The sequence below is a fragment of the Aminipila terrae genome, from assembly GCF_010120715.1.
Classification (GTDB): Bacteria; Bacillota; Clostridia; order Peptostreptococcales; family Anaerovoracaceae; genus Aminipila; species Aminipila terrae.
Genome location: NZ_CP047591.1, coordinates 3224205 through 3241823 on the forward strand (window position 1 = coordinate 3224205; position 17619 = coordinate 3241823).

Sequence of the window (17619 nt, forward strand, 5' to 3'; positions counted from 1 at the left end):
TTATATAAGGAAAGAGCTGTTTAGGAGGGAAAAATGAGTAGTGAAAAAAATGAAAAGTCTGAAGTACTTCAAGGAGAATTAAACCGCTCACTGAAATTAAGACACATGAATATGATTGCTATCGGAGGTGCTATAGGAACAGGACTTTTTCTTGCATCTGGATATACAATCAATACAGCGGGGCCAGGAGGGGCGCTGCTTGCGTATGGTGTAATGGGAATCATGGTTTACTTTCTTATGACCAGTTTAGGAGAGATGGCAACTTATATGCCGGTTTCCGGGTCTTTTGAAACTTATTGCAATAAATTTGTGGATCCCGCTCTTGGATTTTCTGTAGGTTGGCTGTACTGGCTGAACTGGGCTCTGACACTTTCTGTTGAAATGGTAGCTGCTGAAATCATTATGAAATATTGGTTCCCTGATGTTCCAGGATGGATATGGGTCATTACATTCACAGCGATTTTAAGCATTCTTAATGCAATTTCTGTGAAGGGATTTGGCGAAACAGAATTTTGGTTTGCAAGTATCAAAGTTGCTGCTATTATCATTTTCTTAATTGTAGGTGCCTTAATGATCCTGGGAGTTATAGGAGGACATGGAGCTTATGGTGTGGCTAATTTTAAAGATGCATTTCCAAATGGATCATGGGCAGTAGCTGTTGCAATGTTTTCTGCTGCATTTTCTTTTACTGGAACAGAGTGTATTGGAATGGCTGCAGGAGAATCTGAAGATCCGGAAACCAATGTTCCTAAAGCAATTAATACTGTATTCTGGAGAATTCTGATTTTTTATATCGGAGCGATTTTTGTTATCGGCTGTATTATTCCATGGCAGAGTGCAAGTGTTGATACCAGCCCTTTTACCCTTGTGTATGAAGCCAGCAATATTCCGGTTTTCTCAAAAGTAGCAGCAACCATTATGAATATCGTTGTACTTACTTCTGTACTTTCCTGTGCGAATTCAGGATTATATGTTGGAAGCAGAATGTTATGGTCTATGGCACGTGAAAACAAAGCTCCGGCTTTTTTAGGCAAAGTAACAAAAAACAGAGTACCTGTTAACGCACTAGTATTTACAATTATTTTTGGACTTCTGGCATTGACTACTCAGCTTTGGGCAGCATCCACTGTATATGTTGCACTTTTTGCTGCTGTAGGGGTTTCAACACTAATTGGCTGGTTAGGAATTTCTATTTCACATATACGCTTTAGAAAATGGTATTTATTGAAGGGATATAAGCTGGAGGATTTAAAATATAAAGCTTTGTTTTATCCATTCGGCCCTATTATTTCGCTGGTTTTATGTATTATTGTTATTGTAGGGCAGGCATCTGATCCGACAGCTGCATTGTCGCTTATTTATGGCATTCCAGTTTTCATCATTCTCTATGTTTTTTACAAAGTTAAATATAAATCAAAGCTTGTTAATCTGGAAGAAGTGGATATTGATCATTTGAAACATAAAGAGTAATTTTATAAATGAAATAGTATAATTTTTCAATAAGATTGCTTCAGTATACAAATGATGCTATACTAAAATCAGGGTATTTATTACCCTGATTTTAGTGTTTTTGAGGTTAAAATGAAAAAAAGAATTGTTGTTCTTATCTTTGTAACTTTAATTTTTCTGACAATATACGTTAACAAGTTTTTGGAGCTTCAGTATAATGTGAACATAGCAGAATATATTCACTATCAATCAGACTATACTGCCCAGGAACGAAAAATTTTGAAAAATTATAGCCCGCTGATATATGGGGGTAATATTAATGAACCACCCCTGGGTATTTATTATGAAAAATACAATCAATATACAGGAATAGTGGTAGACTATATTAATGCTTTATCTATTGAACTGGGTGTTGAAATTATGTCACAACCTATGATATGGGATCAGGCTTTAGAAGAATTAAAATCTGGAAAAACCAATCTTTGTGATATGATTCCTTCCCAATCAAGAAGCCGATATTATTTGTTTTCTAATCCTCTGTATACTTTACGAGGAATTATTACAGTAAAAAATGAAGATTCAACTCTTCTTCAGATTGATGATTTAAAAGGAAAGAAAGTTGCTGTACAAAGTGGTGATATTATTCTTGACCCGATTAGGAAGATTAATGGAGTCAAAATTGTTGAGACGAATAATGTTGAGGAAGCATTAGAGCTTTTAAAACATAACAAAGTAGATGCAGTGGGAGGGGACGAACCTGTCATTCGTTACTATTTAAATGAATTATCAAATGTGCATGATTACAGAATTCTGGAAAGTCCTTTGTATGAAAGCTCATGCTCTCTTGCCGTACCTAAAAATCAGGCAGAGCTAATCCCAATTTTAAATAAAGCGATTTTTCATATGAAAGAAAAGGGAATTTTAAATAATATAGAAAGCAAATGGGCGGGCCCATACACTGGATTCATGAATCAAGACAGTGAAATCCAGAAACAGAGGCTTATCATAACTTTGATTATTTTTATGGCAGCCGTTATTGGTTATCTGGTTTATTTATGGAACAGAAGCTTGAAAGTTTTAGTGGATTCCAGAACAAAAGAACTGAGTTTCATGAAAAACGAACTGGAAATTACATTTAATGGTATTAAAGACTTTATGGTGATTATCGGAAGTCAATATGTGATTAAAAATGTTAATGAATCTTTTCTTGAGTATTTAAAAATGAGCAGAGGGACAGTAGTGGACAAGCCTGCTAATCAATTTCCCATTTTAAAAGAATTTGAAGAGAAACATAATAATCAGATTCACAGAATCTTAAATTCAGACCACCAGCAGCTACAGACATATAATCCTCAAACCAAGCTGGAATTGAAATATGAAAGGCGTATCTTTGAATTTTCTATTTATCCATTGCCTATTGAAACTAAAACTCAATCAAGTGTACTTGTGATGATTTCTGACATTACTCTTTCAAAAATAGAAGCACAGAAATTGATTCAATCAAATAAAATGGAGACAATCGGACAACTGGCAGCAGGAGTTGCCCATGAATTAAAGAATCCTCTTGGAATCATAAGAAATTCTATTTATATATTACGTGAAGATTATGACAAAAAAGATCGGTATAAAACGATGGCACTGGATGGTATTGATCATTCGGTTACCAGAGCCAGCAATATAATCGATAATTTATTGAGATATTCCAAATTAACTGGAGAAAATAAAGAATGGGTGAATCTCTCCCATACGATTCAGATAATGCTGGAATTAAACAGCAAACAAATCAAAGAGCAGCATATACTTGTAAGAGTATGCTGTGAACAATCTAAACAAATTTATATGAATCGCGCATCGCTGGAACATATTTTACTTAATCTGATTAAAAATGCGTTGGATGCCATGCCGGAAAAAGGAGAATTATCTATTGTCTGTTCGGAAGAAAATGACCAGGTGATTATCCAGATTAAAGATACGGGGTCTGGAATTGATGAAGGCGTTTTGGAACGAATATTTGATCCTTTCTATACGACAAAACCGTTAGGAGAAGGGACTGGCTTGGGATTGTACATCGTTTACTCAGAACTGGAAAGTCTGCATGGAAAAATATGGGTAGAAAGCGAAAAAAATAATGGCACAACATTTAATGTTAGTATACCGAAAGAGGGTTGGCAAATATGGCAGGAAGATTAAGATTATTATTGGTGGATGATGAAGAAGAATATCGAAATTTACTTCAAATTATTTTAGAACGATCCGGATATACAACGGATACTGCGGAAAATGGAAAACTGGCTATACAAATGCTTTCGGAATATGATTATGATGTTGTCTTAACAGATATGAGAATGAATGGTATAGATGGGTTACAGCTGCTTGATTATATAGGAAATTTGCATAAAGATATAAAATGTATCGTCATTACAGCTTATGCTAGTGTTGAAAATGCAGTAGAAGCTATGAAAAAAGGGGCATTTTCTTACTTTATCAAGAGCAATGATCCTCAGGAACTGGTTCTAAATCTTCATAACTTAGAAAAAATGAAGAATTTAAGCGATCAGAATACCATGTTAAAGAATTCCCTGACCAAAGATAATTTCATGGAATCACAAAGCCCAGAATTCCAAAAGGTTCTTGATTATGCCTTTAAGGTGGCTAAAACTAATGCAAATGTATTGATTTTAGGTGAGTCAGGGGTTGGAAAGGAAGTGCTGGCCCGTTATATTCATAAGTGCAGTGAACGACGGGATGAAATATTCATGCCTGTTAATTGTCATTCATTTTCAGATGCTTTATTAGAGGCGGAATTGTATGGATATGAGAAAGGTTCTTTTACCGGAGCTCAGGAAAAACGAATCGGTAGATTTGAGGCATCAGATAAGGGTACTCTTTTCTTAGACGAAATCGGAGAAATCCCTCTATTAAATCAATCTAAAATATTAAGAAATATTGAACACAAAGAGATAGAAAGAATTGGAAGTAACAAATCCTTCAAAATAGACTTTCGTTTAATTTGTGCTACGAATAAAAATCTGGATGCAGAAATAAAAAATAAAAATTTCAGAGAAGATCTGTATTATAGAATCAGTACATTTATTATTGAAATTCCACCTTTAAGAGAAAGAAAAGAAGATTTGAGGGCAATGATTTCTTATTTTACAGAAAAGGCCTGTGCTGAACTAAAGAAACGTGTCATATCTTTTGATGATCCCCTTATGGATGTTCTATTGAATTATGATTATCCAGGAAATGTGAGAGAATTAAAAAATATTATTGAACGTATGGTGGTGCTAGCGGAAAAAGAAAAGTTTACATTACAGGATTTCAGTCAATATGATATTTTTTCCAGCTCACTGTTTATTGCAGGGAGTGAATCCTTGAGAGATGTTCGAGAAAAGGCTGAACGTTATCACATTATGAGAATGTTGGAAAAAAATCAATATAATATTGAACAAACTGCATTGGTTCTGCAGATTACATCCAGACAACTTTATAACAAAATGCATCAATATAATATAAGGTTTAGTAAAACCAATTCATAACATAAAAAAAGGCAGCTCTTATGAGCTGCCTTGATTTTTTAAAATCATAATAGAAATTTTTTGTACCCTTTTAAACAATCATTGATCTCCTGCTTATTTTATGTAAAAATAGGTTTATTTATTTGGGAAGGAATTAACTTACAAATATAGCCGAGAAAATTTAGGGGCTATTTTTGGAACTCTGAAGTGAAGAATATTTAATTCTGCCATCCTGTAGTTCAAGCAGCACTTCGGCCCTTTCTATCAAAGCACCCTGATTTCGGGAATCCAAAGTGTTATATAATTTACAAAGCTTTATTAAATCGTTACTGTAAGAACTTGTGCTTCCAAGCATTGTATCAACTGAAACGTTTAACTTTCTGCAAATTAATAACAAAGTGTCAAAATCAGGCTCTCTGTTGCTGTTTTCATAATTTCGGTATGTTGTAACATTAATTCCCAATTGTTCTGCAAAGGCTTTTTGAGTTAAATTTACATTTTCTCTAAATTTCCTTAGATTTTCTCTAAACAGATTCTGTTTCACATTTTCCTCCATAAATTATTTGAGTCAACGAATTCTTTTATTTTAAAATATCTTGCGCACTAATTTGCTAAATAACACAAAAAGAATTATTTTAACTGGATAACATTGACAAATAGCACATAATGAATTATTATTAATGCGACACAAAATGAATTTAATTATAAAACTATACTATAAATAACAGAATATTTCATGCAGAATTGAACCCATCTTATTATTAATAAAAATTGAAATAATAGTAAATTTTCATTTAATGGTATTATAATAATTTCTTTTACTATATAATATGGCGTTTCGCTGCCCCTAAATGCGAAAAGGTAATAGAAAAAGCGCGGTTTACAGCGCTTTATTTTTTTGAATGCAGTGTGAAATATTCAATGTTATGAATAGCTCATACTGTTTTTATTATGAGGAAAGCCATTAAGGATAGAGCAATCAAGCAAGTATAACTCATGACCAGGCTTCTTTTGAAGCAGAATAAATAGTTAATTAAGGGGACGTACAAATATAAAAAAATTATTAAAAGGAGAAAAAATATGTTAAAAAACTTGGAAATCGGTAAAAAATTATTTGTTCTTGTACTAAGCTTATTAATCTGCTTGTCAGTTGTGGGTGGATCATCGATTGTATTCATGAAACAGATTAACCAAGCCAGTACCGAGATTACAAAAAGCTGGTTACCCTCGGTTATTGCAGCAGAGGAATTAAATACTTGTACTTCTGATTACAGAAGATATGAAATAAACCATATTGTATCACAAGATAGTGCCACAATGAAAGAGTATGAGGATAAGCTCACCAGCAAGCAGAAAGAAATTGATGATAAATTTAATGCATATGAAGCTTTAGTCACAGATGACACAGATAGAAAGTTGATGGACAATGCCAAAACTGCCTGGGATAAGTATCTGAAACTTAGCGATGAAGTCATCGGGTTCAGTCAGGAAAATCAGAAGGAACAGGCACTGACTATTCTAAGAGGGGATTCTAAAACCTTATTTGATGAAGTGTCCGAAACCTGTATAAAAATAGTTGATTATAACAAATCTGGTGCAGAAAAGGCCAGTAACTATGGAGATTCATTGTTTAGTTTTTCTATTATCAGTATTATAATCATATCCCTGGTCGCAATAATCCTGTCAATCTTATTATCTGCATATATCGTTAAGCTGATAGTTAAACCGATTAATGAAATTAACATTGCTGCAAGAAAAATCGTTGAAGGGGATCTGGAATCATCAGTGGTTTACGATTCTAATGATGAAGTGGGAATGATGGCAAAGGCATTTTCATCAATGAGCTCTAATCTTAAGAACATGATAGAGGATATTAAGTATCTTCTTGGTTCCATGGCGGCAGGTAATTTCACAGTAGATTCTGAGTGCTCTGAGCTTTATGTAGGTGGGTACGAAAATATTTTAATTGCCATGAATCACCTTAAGGAAAATCTTAGTGATACTCTTGTTCAAATTGAGTATGCAGCAAGTCAGGTTGAAACAGGTTCTGATCAGGTTTCAGATGGGGCACAGGCTCTTTCACAGGGATCTGTAGAGCAGGCGTCTTCCATTGAAGAATTATCTGCAACAATTAGCGAAGCACTGGTACATATAAAGGCTAATGCCAAGAATGCGCAGGAAGCCAGTCAGCTGGTTATACAATCAGGAAATGGCGTTAAAGAAAGCAATAAGACCATGCAGGAAATGATAGTTGCAATGGATGCGCTGGAGAGCAGTTCAACTGAGATTGAAAAAATAATAAAGACCATTGAAGATATTGCATTCCAGACAAATATTCTGGCTTTAAATGCAGCAGTGGAAGCTGCAAGAGCAGGAAATGCGGGAAAAGGGTTTGCAGTTGTGGCTGATGAAGTCAGAAATCTGGCGCAAAAATCCGCAGATGCTGCAAATACTACAACCAGACACATCGAAAGCGTACTGGATGCCATTCAGAATAGTATAAAAATCGCAAATGATACAGCTGCTTCTCTGGAAACCGTTGTTCAGGATACAGGAGTGGTAGCTGATCAGATTCATGATATAGCAAGTGCTTCGGAACAGCAGGCGGATACCATTTCACAGATAACAATTGGTGTTGACCAGATATCCAGTGTAGTACAGACTAATTCTGCTACAGCAGAAGAAAGCGCTGCTGCATCGGAAGAACTGAACGGACAGGCTCATTTATTGAAAAATCTGATTAGCAAATTCCAACTAAGTGATAATTAAATAAGTAAAGTGAAAACTTAAAAGGCACCCTATGGTGCCTTTTGTTTTTTGCAGATTTTTTGTTCTCATTTTATATGTTTTATCTCTTGCACTGGCTGCGGGTTGACCTGTTGGATCTGCACTGGTTAGCATAATCATTACAGTCGTCAAAGCAGTCATCGTTGCAGCTGTTGTTGCAGCTATTGTTATTGTTGCAGCTGTTGTTGCGATTGTTTGCACCACAAGGGTTGCAGTCACATTCATCTTCTTCTGCACTAACGTCAGCGCAATTTTCCATTGTATCACTTTCCTTAATCTGATTAGGGAAAAGTGAAGGGAATGTTGAGCAAACTGCATTTACCTGAGGACTGATCTGTGCGAAACCAGTTGAAAGAACACAAAGCTGAACTGGTACTATGATTTTCTTTTCACAGGTAAAGACAGTTATTTTAAAAGGAGAAATAAGCTGGTTATATCACCAATCTCTACGATTCACAGATTTTTTAAACTTAAGTAGTAAAGCAATGCTTCTAATAATATATTATATTAAGTCAAAAAGTAGGAGGTTGGTGTATGAGATCAGTTAAAATATTTCAGGATTCTTGTATTCCGTCAAGTCAAATGAATTTAATCTTTGAGTCAAGGATAATATGGAGAGATCTGGCTAATTGGATTAGAGCTTATCTGGTAAGTGTTTATGCTGGTTTTGGCAATAAAACCGCAGTGGAAGAAAAAATTAAATCGATTTTATTAAAAAATACCAATATAATAAGCCTGATATTTGGCGAACAAAGTGCAGAACAATATATAGGTCTCATTACAGAATTCATCAGTACGTTAAAATCTTTAATTGATGCACAAATAAATGGTGACGCTGATGCAGTCAATGAATATACGAATAAGTTATATGAAAATGCAGATAAAAGAGCGGCTTTTGCATCAAGTATAAATCCTTTCTGGGTAGAAAGCGAATGGAAAAATTTTTTATATCAGTTTGTTCAACTAACAATAGATCAATCAGCCACCTTTTTAAATAAAGAATATACTAAGAACATAGAGATATATGACAGGATCTTAAATCTTACAAACAAAATGGGGGATTACTATTCTCAGGGATTAATCAATTATCTAACATACTCCAAATAAAAAAGCCTTGCATTTTTTCCTTAAATATGGATATAATAAAGAAAAGGATTACCGCTTCGACAATGGCGGATAGTCCAAAATACGAAGATTTTGCTAACCGTCTAAATTGTGAGTTTAGGCGGTTTTGCATTTATTTACTCTTGTGAATACACAAGGAAACAATGGCTACAATAAGCAATCCGAACTGAAAAAGTTCTGAATAAAAAAAGTCAAGTCTTTATTTAAGAAAATATAGGAGTATAGTGATATAGGAATCTAGTGTATGTGTGATTTAAGAATGGAGGAACATAAAGATGATTAAATGTACGCACTGTATGAGATATTTTGTTAAGAATTTAAATGATTCTGCAGAGAATGGATATATAAGATGTCCTTATTGCGGGGAATTAATAAAGGTTGAAACATATTAAAAGTCTAAATCAATAATAGTACTGTTTTAAAATAATTACTTTGAAGGTTAGCTATTTTAAAACAGTATTTTTTATTTAATGAGTCCTTTGTTGTGTTATGACATTAGGAAGCAGTGCAGGTACTCTCGTTTACTGGCAGATGATTTGCTTTTTTCAGATTTTTTATTACAAAGTACAGAGTGACAAGCACTGACAGGAAATCTGCAATGGGTTGTACTGCCAGCAAACCATTAATCCCGAGTATATGGGGCAAAATCAGAATCAGTGGTATAAAGAATGCGCCTTGCCTGCAAAGACTGAGTATGCCGCCTTCTCTGGCTTTTCCAATGGCCAGGAAGTAGGATCCATATACCACCTGAAGTCCCAGGGTCATAGTAGACAGAGAGTTAATGAAAAGGGCTTTTCTTCCCATTTCATAAACAAAAGAAGAATCCTTGTTAAACATATGAATCATTGGACCTGAAAAGGTGATACACAAAATCCCCATCAGTATGCAGAAGACCGTGCTCCAGATTAAAGCAGTCTTTGTAGCAGACTGGATTCTTGCATTCTTTTTCGCACCAAAATTGTATCCTACAAATGCCTGATATCCTTTCATAAATCCAAACATTGCCATTACTTCTAAAGAAATGATACGGCTGACGATACTCATGGCTGCAATCATTTCTTCTCCAAAGGGCTTGGCTGACACATTAGTCAGTCCGATTGCTGCTCCTGATAAAAACTGAAACATCATAATAGGGAATCCAATCTTAAGTATTTCAAAGTACATTTTTTTTGATGGATGGAAATTTTTTATGGATATACAGAACATACTTTTTCCATTCTTCAGGTAATAGATGTACAGTAAAAAGGTCAGTGCTCTGGTGGATAGGGTAGATAGGGCAGCGCCCGTAATTCCCATGTGAAATCCAAAGATAAAAACTGGATCCGCAATGGCGTTGCAGATTCCACCCAGCAACATAGCCATCATGCTGAAGGTACTGGCTCCTTCTGCTGTAATCATATTGTTGATGATTACATTGAAGATGTTTAAAAACAGACTAAGGATAAAGATGTATCCGTATTCTTTTACATATGGCATGATGCTGTCTGTCGCTCCTAGCATTTTCATGAGGGGCTCAAAGAAGATTAGCTGACAGGCTACTACGATGGCGGATACTGTGATACCTGTAATTAAAGTGGTGGAGGCACATTCTTTGACTTTATCATATTGTTTTGCACCTAAAAGTCTTGCCAGATAGGAGCTTCCACCGCTGCCAAACAGCAGCCCCAGTCCGGTTACGGCCATTGATACCGGGAATACTATGGATACCGCTGCCAGTTGGTTTGTTCCCAACTGTCCCACGAAATAGCTGTCTATGACATTATTCATTGCAGTCATGAGCATACCAATCATGGTAGGTACTCCAAGTTTTATTAATGCTTTTGTTATCGTTGCGTTTTGCATAAGATCTAATCTTTTACTCTCTTGCATATAAATTTCCTCTCTTTTTATGTTTAGTGGATATAGTGAATATGATGTATATCAGATTTACAGTATAGTAACTATACTGATGCGGCAAAAAAAACCTCCTTTTCATTATTGGTTAATTAAATCATCCATTGACTTTTCGTATTCCTGCATCAGTTTAACTAACAAATCATAAGTTTTATCGTCAAGGCCTTTCAACTGGGCAAACAGCATCTCATCGGCTTTTTTGTGATATTCCGTATGCATATCATATGCACCAATACCTGCATCAGTCAAAGAAAGAACGACCTCCGTATCTGATTCGGGAGAGACTTTTTTAATAACCAGGCCTTTATCAACCAGCTTATAAATCATCTGGGAGGCTCCGCCTTTTGTAATGCCAAGGTGTTTTGCCAGATTGGTCACATTGATACCAGGATTGTCTCCCACGGCTACTATAGTGTGGATTTCAGCTCTGGTCAGAATCAAATCAGCACCATAGGGCCTTTTGCGGTTTTCTACCTGATTGTATTTGTGGGCAATACGCTCCATCAATGTTGCAAGCCTTCTATAATCTTTCATTTACTCACCTCTTCATCTTGATGTATAGTTACTATATTGTATATTATATTAACTGTTTGAAATTGTCAACAATTTTTATATTTTAAATATTGATTGCTTTTAGAAAATAAATGAAGTTATAAATTTAACCATTATGGATAATATAAAGCTATAAAATTAAAAAGGAGAGGATATCATGCAAGAGGTAACTAAAACCAGTTTAGTGCATCAGATATTAGAAAGATTAAAACACCAGAGGCACAGCAAAAAGAGTACAATAAATAATAAATAAGGCAGGCATCCAGAATATTAAATTTAAGCCAGTTGCAAAATCAGCAGCTGGTTTTTTATTTTAAATAAAGTGTCTATTAATGTCGAAAAAGTATGAACAAACGTGTCACAAAAAGTAGAAAAAGAGAGGTATACTTAAAATGTATAATTATTTAAAGTTTGTATTGCGTTTAATAGTAATGCGTAGTCGGTGAAAATTAAGTAAATTAGCAAGTTAGATGGAGGACTCTCAATATAAATATTTTATAAGGAGGAAATATTTATGACTAAAAGATGTAATAGGTGTGGCAAAAATCTAGAAAAAGGTGAAGTACTCTATTGTGAAGAATGCAGGCAGATTGTGCACCAAGAATATTTAGAAAAACAAAACACTTCAAATACACTGGATACTCAAACTAATAAATTAAAATCAATTAATGCTCCATCAACCAATAGAATTGGTAATGCCTTAAAAATTGTTGGATTTATTTATATAGGCGTTTGTATTATATATAGGCTAATTATACCTGGATCAGATTCTGTGGGATATAACTTGTATGATGCTATTGTTTCAACGTTTTGTGCTTCTGCTTTTGGATTGCTGATCAGCGGTATTGGAGAGATTATATTATTATTACAAGCAAATTACGATAATTTAAAATCCATGTTATCAATAGATAAAAATAATCAGTAGAATAAATGAACTAAATGCCAATTATAGCAATACTGGGAAGTTACATGCTTAGTAATAGTGCGTATTAAAGGACGAAGATAACTATTAAGATATCTGTGTGGTGTACCATTTAAAAGAACGACTGCAAGTAAAAGAGTCGCAGGAGTGTTGAATTATCTTGCTGCACCCACTCTGAGCAGAAGAAAAAAAGCTATCATGTAAAATAGGATATTAAAAGAATGAAGGAGAAGAACTGTATGCGTTTTGACGACGAAGTTGTCAGAGCGGTAAAACACCAAGCCGCTCTTGATGATACTCAGCCGAGAAAAACAGATGATGAGCTTACTGCAATCACAGAGACAGTATGCGCTGCTGTTTCTTCTGGCACTTATGATTTTACCACTTCAACATCTCAAGTTCTTACGCAGTCTGGCGGTAAAAAGCGATATATAAAACAATATGCTGACTGCTATTCTGCAGAAAGCGTATTGTGCCAATGCATTAAGCAAATATTAGACAGAGCATTCCGAATTCGGTATCCAAATCGCAATAAATCTGTTCATTCGGTGTTCAATACGCTAAAGGCTGTTAAGCAAATGGCTGATTTTACAATAATCAAGTGTGATTTTAAGGATTACTTTAATTCGGTTTCTGCTCAATATGTATTTGAGAAATATATCAAGGCGAAATTATCGAACAGATTCGAGGCAGACCTGGTTGAAAAATTTACAAAGCAAACAAGATTTGCCTATGCCGGATTTAGCACATCAAATGTAATAGCTGAAATAATTGCAGAGCAATTTGATTCAGCGGTAAGGCTGGCATTTGCAGATAAAGGTATTTTATTTTTCGAGCGTTATATTGACGATACCCTAATTATTGTTAATGAGCATATTGAAGAAGCAAAATGCCTCCGAATTTTGAACGACATTCTAAAATCTGTTTACCACGATGAAAGCATTAAGCCAAAACCAAAATGTAAGACACGATTCAATCACTCAAAGTTTATCCATGTTACCCATCGAGGGTTAATGGCTATTCCAAATACAGTTAAGCCTGTTGATTATTTAGGTTATGAATTTCGATTTTTACATAATCCAAATGCTAAGAAGAACCAAGACATTGTTTTAACATATGGTATCACCGAAGCTAAGCGAAAGAAATATAAAAAGCGTCTGGAGCATCTTATTGCTCTGTTCACAGAGGAACGGATAGATGGTGTTGCAAATCCAGATTATCAAAATCTCGAACTTCTACGTCATAGAATTGCGGCATTTACTTCGAGAGAAGTATACCAAAGCCGAAGATTCCGTCAAACAGTATGGAAAACAAAAGGTTTTATCGGTAACTATGGAGAGCTTAGATATTTGTTGGAAACCGATTTGATTGATAGCACCACAAAAAACTTCTTGAAAGATATGGTAACCAATGCGTTCAATAATGCCGGTTTCACTACGCTTCCGTATTTCATGTTAGGTTCTTCAGGGAAAAGTGGTTATAACCTATTTGAAAATATGAAAAAGAACAAGACTCTTTTGTTTGTCGAGCGTATTGGATATTCAGAACAGGCATTAAAAAAGCTGTGTTCCCAAGTGGGAATAAGTCTCACTGATATTAACGGAAAAAATCGTGGTTATGGTAATTTAGCAAGAGATTACCTGATAAAGGTAAAAGTAGGTTACTAAATAACGAAGCGGCAAGGTTGCCCTTGCCGCTCCGGTACATTAAGCCTTAGCTATGTACTAAACGCTATGTCGTGCCGCCAAAGCGGTCGTGCAATGCGCCGATGATGTGTGTACGAGTTACCCCGCACTGCAAGTGAATTCGACTTGCTTAAATAGATTATAGTAGATTATGGAGGAAAAATCAATGGGTTGGAAAGGTTTAGAGCGTGATAAGCTCGATTATATATTAACGGATTTACTCCCGGTTGAGCTTTCGGAGCTTTTTTCCTTTCGTCCATTTTATGATTTTTTGATGCAAAAGGAGCAACAAAAGAAGCTACATCAACTCGCTGAGAGCCTTAAGACAGTTCAGACAAAGGCAACAGGAGTTATGTTTCAAGGGGCTTGGGCAACTGTTCCGTTCAAGTATAACATTCTTAAAGGGAATGATTCTTTACGCGAGATGAGCATAATACAACCGCTTGCCGCCCTGAATATTTATTTTTTCATGGAATGCTATCAAAAAGACATTTTAAATTTTTTGGATAAACACCATTGCTTTTCTATCAGGTATCATAAGAAAAGTTCCGACTTATACTATAAATCACGTTCTAAGAAAGCAATTCAATACTTTTCTTTGGATGTTCGCCGAAGAATAGGTAAAGCAGCTGTTCAGCAAACAGGCAATTTTTTTAAAATTGCAATGTTTGAGTCAATAAATTCGTTTGCCGATTCGCGAATATGGCGTATGTCAAATTTTGAATATAGATACTATGCTCAGATGGATTATAAGTCCTGCTTTGACAGTATCTACTCCCATGTTTATAAATGGATTATCGAAAGAAATGTTATAGACTCGAAAGATGCTAAGAATTCAAACCTCTTTATTACGATTGACCGCATTTTGCAGAATATTAATGGCCGACAGTCGAATGGATTAGTAGTTGGTCCGGAATTTTCCAGGATGATTGCCGAAGTGATGCTACAACAAGTAGATACAGAAGTTAAACTTTTTCTTTTAGGCCAAGGGATGGAACACGGTCGAAATTATAGAGTGTTTAGATATGTCGATGATATATTTGTTTTTGCCGATTCCCAGGAAAATATCAATAGGATTATAAAAGCTTTTCAAATAATTGGAAATCATTACTTGCTTCACTTAAATGAACTCAAACTAACCACAGGATTAACACCGCCATTACCTAAGCGTTGGCTTGAAAGAACGCGAATCCTTGCTGATAAAGTAGATGGATTTTTTCAAAAGATAAGCAAACATGAGTATGATAAACTGCCAGATGAAGAAAAACATCTCATAAAGAGCGATTATTTTCCTGTTGACAGGATTAAAGATGAGTTCATTACTTTAATGAATGATTTTCAGGATAACCGACGAACAATAGTATCATTTTTGCTTTCCGCTTTATTAAACAACATAAGCAAAGTTAAGGATGGATTTCGTCTGTTTGCAAATGAAAAAGCGAACAAAGCTTTATTGTTGATTGATTTAGCGTTTTTTATGTATGCCTTTTCTCCAACTTTTGATTCAACGCGAAAACTTATTTCTATGATTTCTTATGTGAATGATGAGGTCAACTTTATTCAGGAGAATAGCAAGGAAAATGATAGGCTGAAAAATGTCATCCAACGGTACTCTTTTATTTTTCAACGTGGGAACCTCCCCGACATAACCGATTGGTTACCTTTTTTTGCAGAATATCATATTTCACTGGATGCTTTTACAGAGACTGAAATAATAAAAAAAGCGGAAGCAGACAACAACCCCATTACATGGGCAAATCTTTTGCTGTATTCAAAGTATTACCAGCCCTTCTTCGAGAAAATAAAAACCAAGGTTGATATGATTATTGACAGAGAAGTGTCAAAGCTGTCGTCTGATGAATATATGATGCAAACTGAGTTTTGGTACATCCTTGTATATCATAATTGCCCCTATATCAGTAGCAACACAATTTCAAAAATAAATGATGTCATTTCAAGTATTCACACGCAGGCGCGTGCACAAATGAGCAATGGGAACACCATTCATACAGGGACAGCAACAGATTTGATATGTGACTTTTTGTGCCAACAATCTTCGGTAGGGAACAAGCCGCTTGAGAGCTTTTATGATTGGAATGAAAACAGGAGTATATCTCAGCAGATAACTTATCGTACATTTCAGAGAACGATTTTTAAGAAATACAGAAACAATCGCAATAATTTATTTACAAGCATTGACTAGCTTAAATGCAGATAATTAAGGTAATAACAGCTTAAAAATAAATGAATGCATTAAAGTCATAACCGTATCTAAAATCAGCAGATATCAGTATTATAGAACTTCGTTTAATGTTTATGATGGATAAGCTCAGAATAACAATTATGAAAGCTGAAATAAAAGTTTTAGCATTGCAGTGTCTACGTTTTTTGTTTACAAATATAAGAAATAATTAAAAGAGGTCTTGAATTGCCAGGTCAAGCAAATACAGTTGAAATGGAAGCTGAATATTTCAAAAGTCTATTATGTTGTGATAACAAGAGCATATACTGCCTTGATTATTTATCACAATCACAGGAGTTTGACGAAATCTCATACTTTGAGCAATTATTAGATAGTATTAAAGCAACCTGATTTATCATTTAGACCAAAATTATTCTAATAAAGTAGCTAAAAAAATATAAATGGTTTCGAGTTGCATGACGATATTGTATTTGCTGCTATCGAAAAGGGTACGCCAGCTTTCGATGAATCAAACGAGGAAATGAAGTTTGTATATGCTTATAAGGCATTTTTTTTTGAATACTATAAGTTACATATTGGAATGGATAGTTATAGAGAATGTTTCAAGAAGACAGTGGCCTTCAAGTCTCCTCAAATGGTGGGAATGTATAGAATGCTACAATTAAAAGTACAGGAGTTTGAACCAATAAAATCCCATTTTGATAAAGAAATAATGCAAGGCACTTATGGTGGTATAGTGACATGCGTAATCAAAATTTCAGAACAGATTAAATTTGCAGATTATGCATATATTGCTCCAGAATATGATTTGAATGGGAAGAAAATAAAGCATACAGTAAAAGGTATAATGCATCGGTTAGCCGTGACAGCGTTTCCAGAATCAACTCAGTCTTATATCTTGTTGAGTTGCTTGGAAACAGAAAGAAATATTTATCAAGAATTGTTCGATCAGTTAAAAAAGGCATCAGTTGATAAAATAAAATTCTATATGTCTATGGTATTACCACTGTACTCGGAAAATATGGTTTTGAGCTCAAAGTTGTGGGACTCATGGAATGAAGATACTCAGATGGCGTATACCTTCTACTCAAATTTGAATGGTCCAAAGGCTTTTGTATTTGGAAAATGTATTGGAATGGGATTACGAAACGCCGCAAAGATGAAGCCTAAGTTTGACTATAGTAAGCGTGGAAAAATTGATCTATTTATATAAAAATCCTAATTTACAAGTAACAAATCAGTAAAATATGGAATGTTACTATGAGTTTAGCTGAACTTCATGGCTAACGGGCTTGCATTGATGGCAGCCTGTAACTGATTGTCATCTACATGTATATATATTTCTGTTGTCACAATGCTCTCGTGACCGAGAATTTGTTGTAGGGAGCGAATATCGACACGGCCATACTTTGTATATAGGTGTAGCTGCTTTACGGCGCAGTTTGTATATTTTTTACAACATTCTGGATTGAGTGTGTTGTTAGG

The 17619-nt window shown here is 34.9% G+C and carries 13 protein-coding genes; 9 read left to right on the forward strand and 4 right to left on the reverse strand.

Annotated elements, in window-relative coordinates; genetic code table 11:
• The first annotated feature begins 33 nt into the window (after nucleotides 1–33).
• From Ami3637_RS15575 to Ami3637_RS15585, 3 genes are all read left to right on the forward strand, one after another.
• On the forward strand, nucleotides 34–1470 hold the full coding sequence (locus tag Ami3637_RS15575; RefSeq protein WP_162363362.1) for an amino acid permease: 1437 nt from the start codon (nucleotides 34–36) through the stop codon (nucleotides 1468–1470).
• 111 nt (nucleotides 1471–1581) lie between these two features.
• Entirely contained in the window at nucleotides 1582–3639 is a 2058-nt protein-coding gene (locus Ami3637_RS15580) for an ATP-binding protein (protein ID WP_162363363.1), read from the forward strand.
• The gene (locus Ami3637_RS15585; RefSeq protein WP_162363364.1) at nucleotides 3624–4988 is read left to right on the forward strand and encodes a sigma-54-dependent transcriptional regulator; all 1365 of its coding nucleotides are present in this window, start codon (nucleotides 3624–3626) and stop codon (nucleotides 4986–4988) included. The genes Ami3637_RS15580 and Ami3637_RS15585 overlap by 16 nt, the downstream gene beginning before the upstream one ends.
• A 160-nt stretch (nucleotides 4989–5148) precedes the next feature.
• Here Ami3637_RS15585 and Ami3637_RS15590 read toward each other — a convergent pair whose 3' ends face one another.
• A complete protein-coding gene (locus tag Ami3637_RS15590; protein WP_162363365.1) occupies nucleotides 5149–5511 on the reverse strand; it encodes a helix-turn-helix domain-containing protein in 363 nt (120 codons plus the stop codon).
• 536 nt (nucleotides 5512–6047) lie between these two features.
• Between Ami3637_RS15590 and Ami3637_RS15595 the strand changes: the two genes are divergently transcribed.
• The gene (locus Ami3637_RS15595) at nucleotides 6048–7736 is read left to right on the forward strand and encodes a methyl-accepting chemotaxis protein (RefSeq protein ID WP_162363366.1); all 1689 of its coding nucleotides are present in this window, start codon (nucleotides 6048–6050) and stop codon (nucleotides 7734–7736) included.
• Here Ami3637_RS15595 and Ami3637_RS15600 read toward each other — a convergent pair.
• Nucleotides 7722–7991, reverse strand: coding sequence for a hypothetical protein (locus Ami3637_RS15600; protein WP_162363367.1), 270 nt, complete (start codon nucleotides 7989–7991; stop codon nucleotides 7722–7724). The two genes, Ami3637_RS15595 and Ami3637_RS15600, sit on opposite strands and share 15 nt — an antisense overlap.
• A 297-nt stretch (nucleotides 7992–8288) precedes the next feature.
• On the opposite strand from Ami3637_RS15600, the gene Ami3637_RS15605 reads away from it, so the two are divergent.
• Complete coding sequence (locus Ami3637_RS15605) at nucleotides 8289–8861, forward strand: hypothetical protein (RefSeq protein WP_162363368.1); 573 nt, start codon at nucleotides 8289–8291, stop codon at nucleotides 8859–8861.
• A gap of 513 nt (nucleotides 8862–9374) precedes the next feature.
• Here Ami3637_RS15605 and Ami3637_RS15610 read toward each other — a convergent pair.
• Both Ami3637_RS15610 and Ami3637_RS15615 read right to left on the reverse strand, forming a co-directional pair.
• The gene (locus tag Ami3637_RS15610; protein ID WP_162363369.1) at nucleotides 9375–10748 is read right to left on the reverse strand and encodes an MATE family efflux transporter; all 1374 of its coding nucleotides are present in this window, start codon (nucleotides 10746–10748) and stop codon (nucleotides 9375–9377) included.
• Nucleotides 10749–10853: 105 nt separating this feature from the next.
• Entirely contained in the window at nucleotides 10854–11306 is a 453-nt protein-coding gene (locus tag Ami3637_RS15615) for a MarR family winged helix-turn-helix transcriptional regulator (protein WP_162363370.1), read from the reverse strand.
• A gap of 532 nt (nucleotides 11307–11838) precedes the next feature.
• On the opposite strand from Ami3637_RS15615, the gene Ami3637_RS15620 reads away from it, so the two are divergent.
• The 4 genes from Ami3637_RS15620 to Ami3637_RS15635 all read left to right on the forward strand — a co-directional run bounded on the left by Ami3637_RS15620 (nucleotide 11839) and on the right by Ami3637_RS15635 (nucleotide 17347).
• Nucleotides 11839–12249 carry a hypothetical protein gene (locus Ami3637_RS15620; protein WP_162363371.1) on the forward strand — a complete coding sequence of 137 codons (411 nt, stop codon included), beginning with the start codon at nucleotides 11839–11841 and terminating at the stop codon, nucleotides 12247–12249.
• A gap of 236 nt (nucleotides 12250–12485) precedes the next feature.
• Nucleotides 12486–13913, forward strand: a complete 1428-nt coding sequence (locus Ami3637_RS15625; RefSeq protein WP_162363372.1) for a reverse transcriptase domain-containing protein — start codon at nucleotides 12486–12488, stop codon at nucleotides 13911–13913.
• Nucleotides 13914–14097: 184 nt separating this feature from the next.
• The gene (locus tag Ami3637_RS15630) at nucleotides 14098–16134 is read left to right on the forward strand and encodes an RNA-directed DNA polymerase (RefSeq protein WP_162363373.1); all 2037 of its coding nucleotides are present in this window, start codon (nucleotides 14098–14100) and stop codon (nucleotides 16132–16134) included.
• Nucleotides 16135–16585: 451 nt separating this feature from the next.
• Entirely contained in the window at nucleotides 16586–17347 is a 762-nt protein-coding gene (locus Ami3637_RS15635; protein ID WP_162363374.1) for a hypothetical protein, read from the forward strand.
• Nucleotides 17348–17619: the final 272 nt, after the last annotated feature.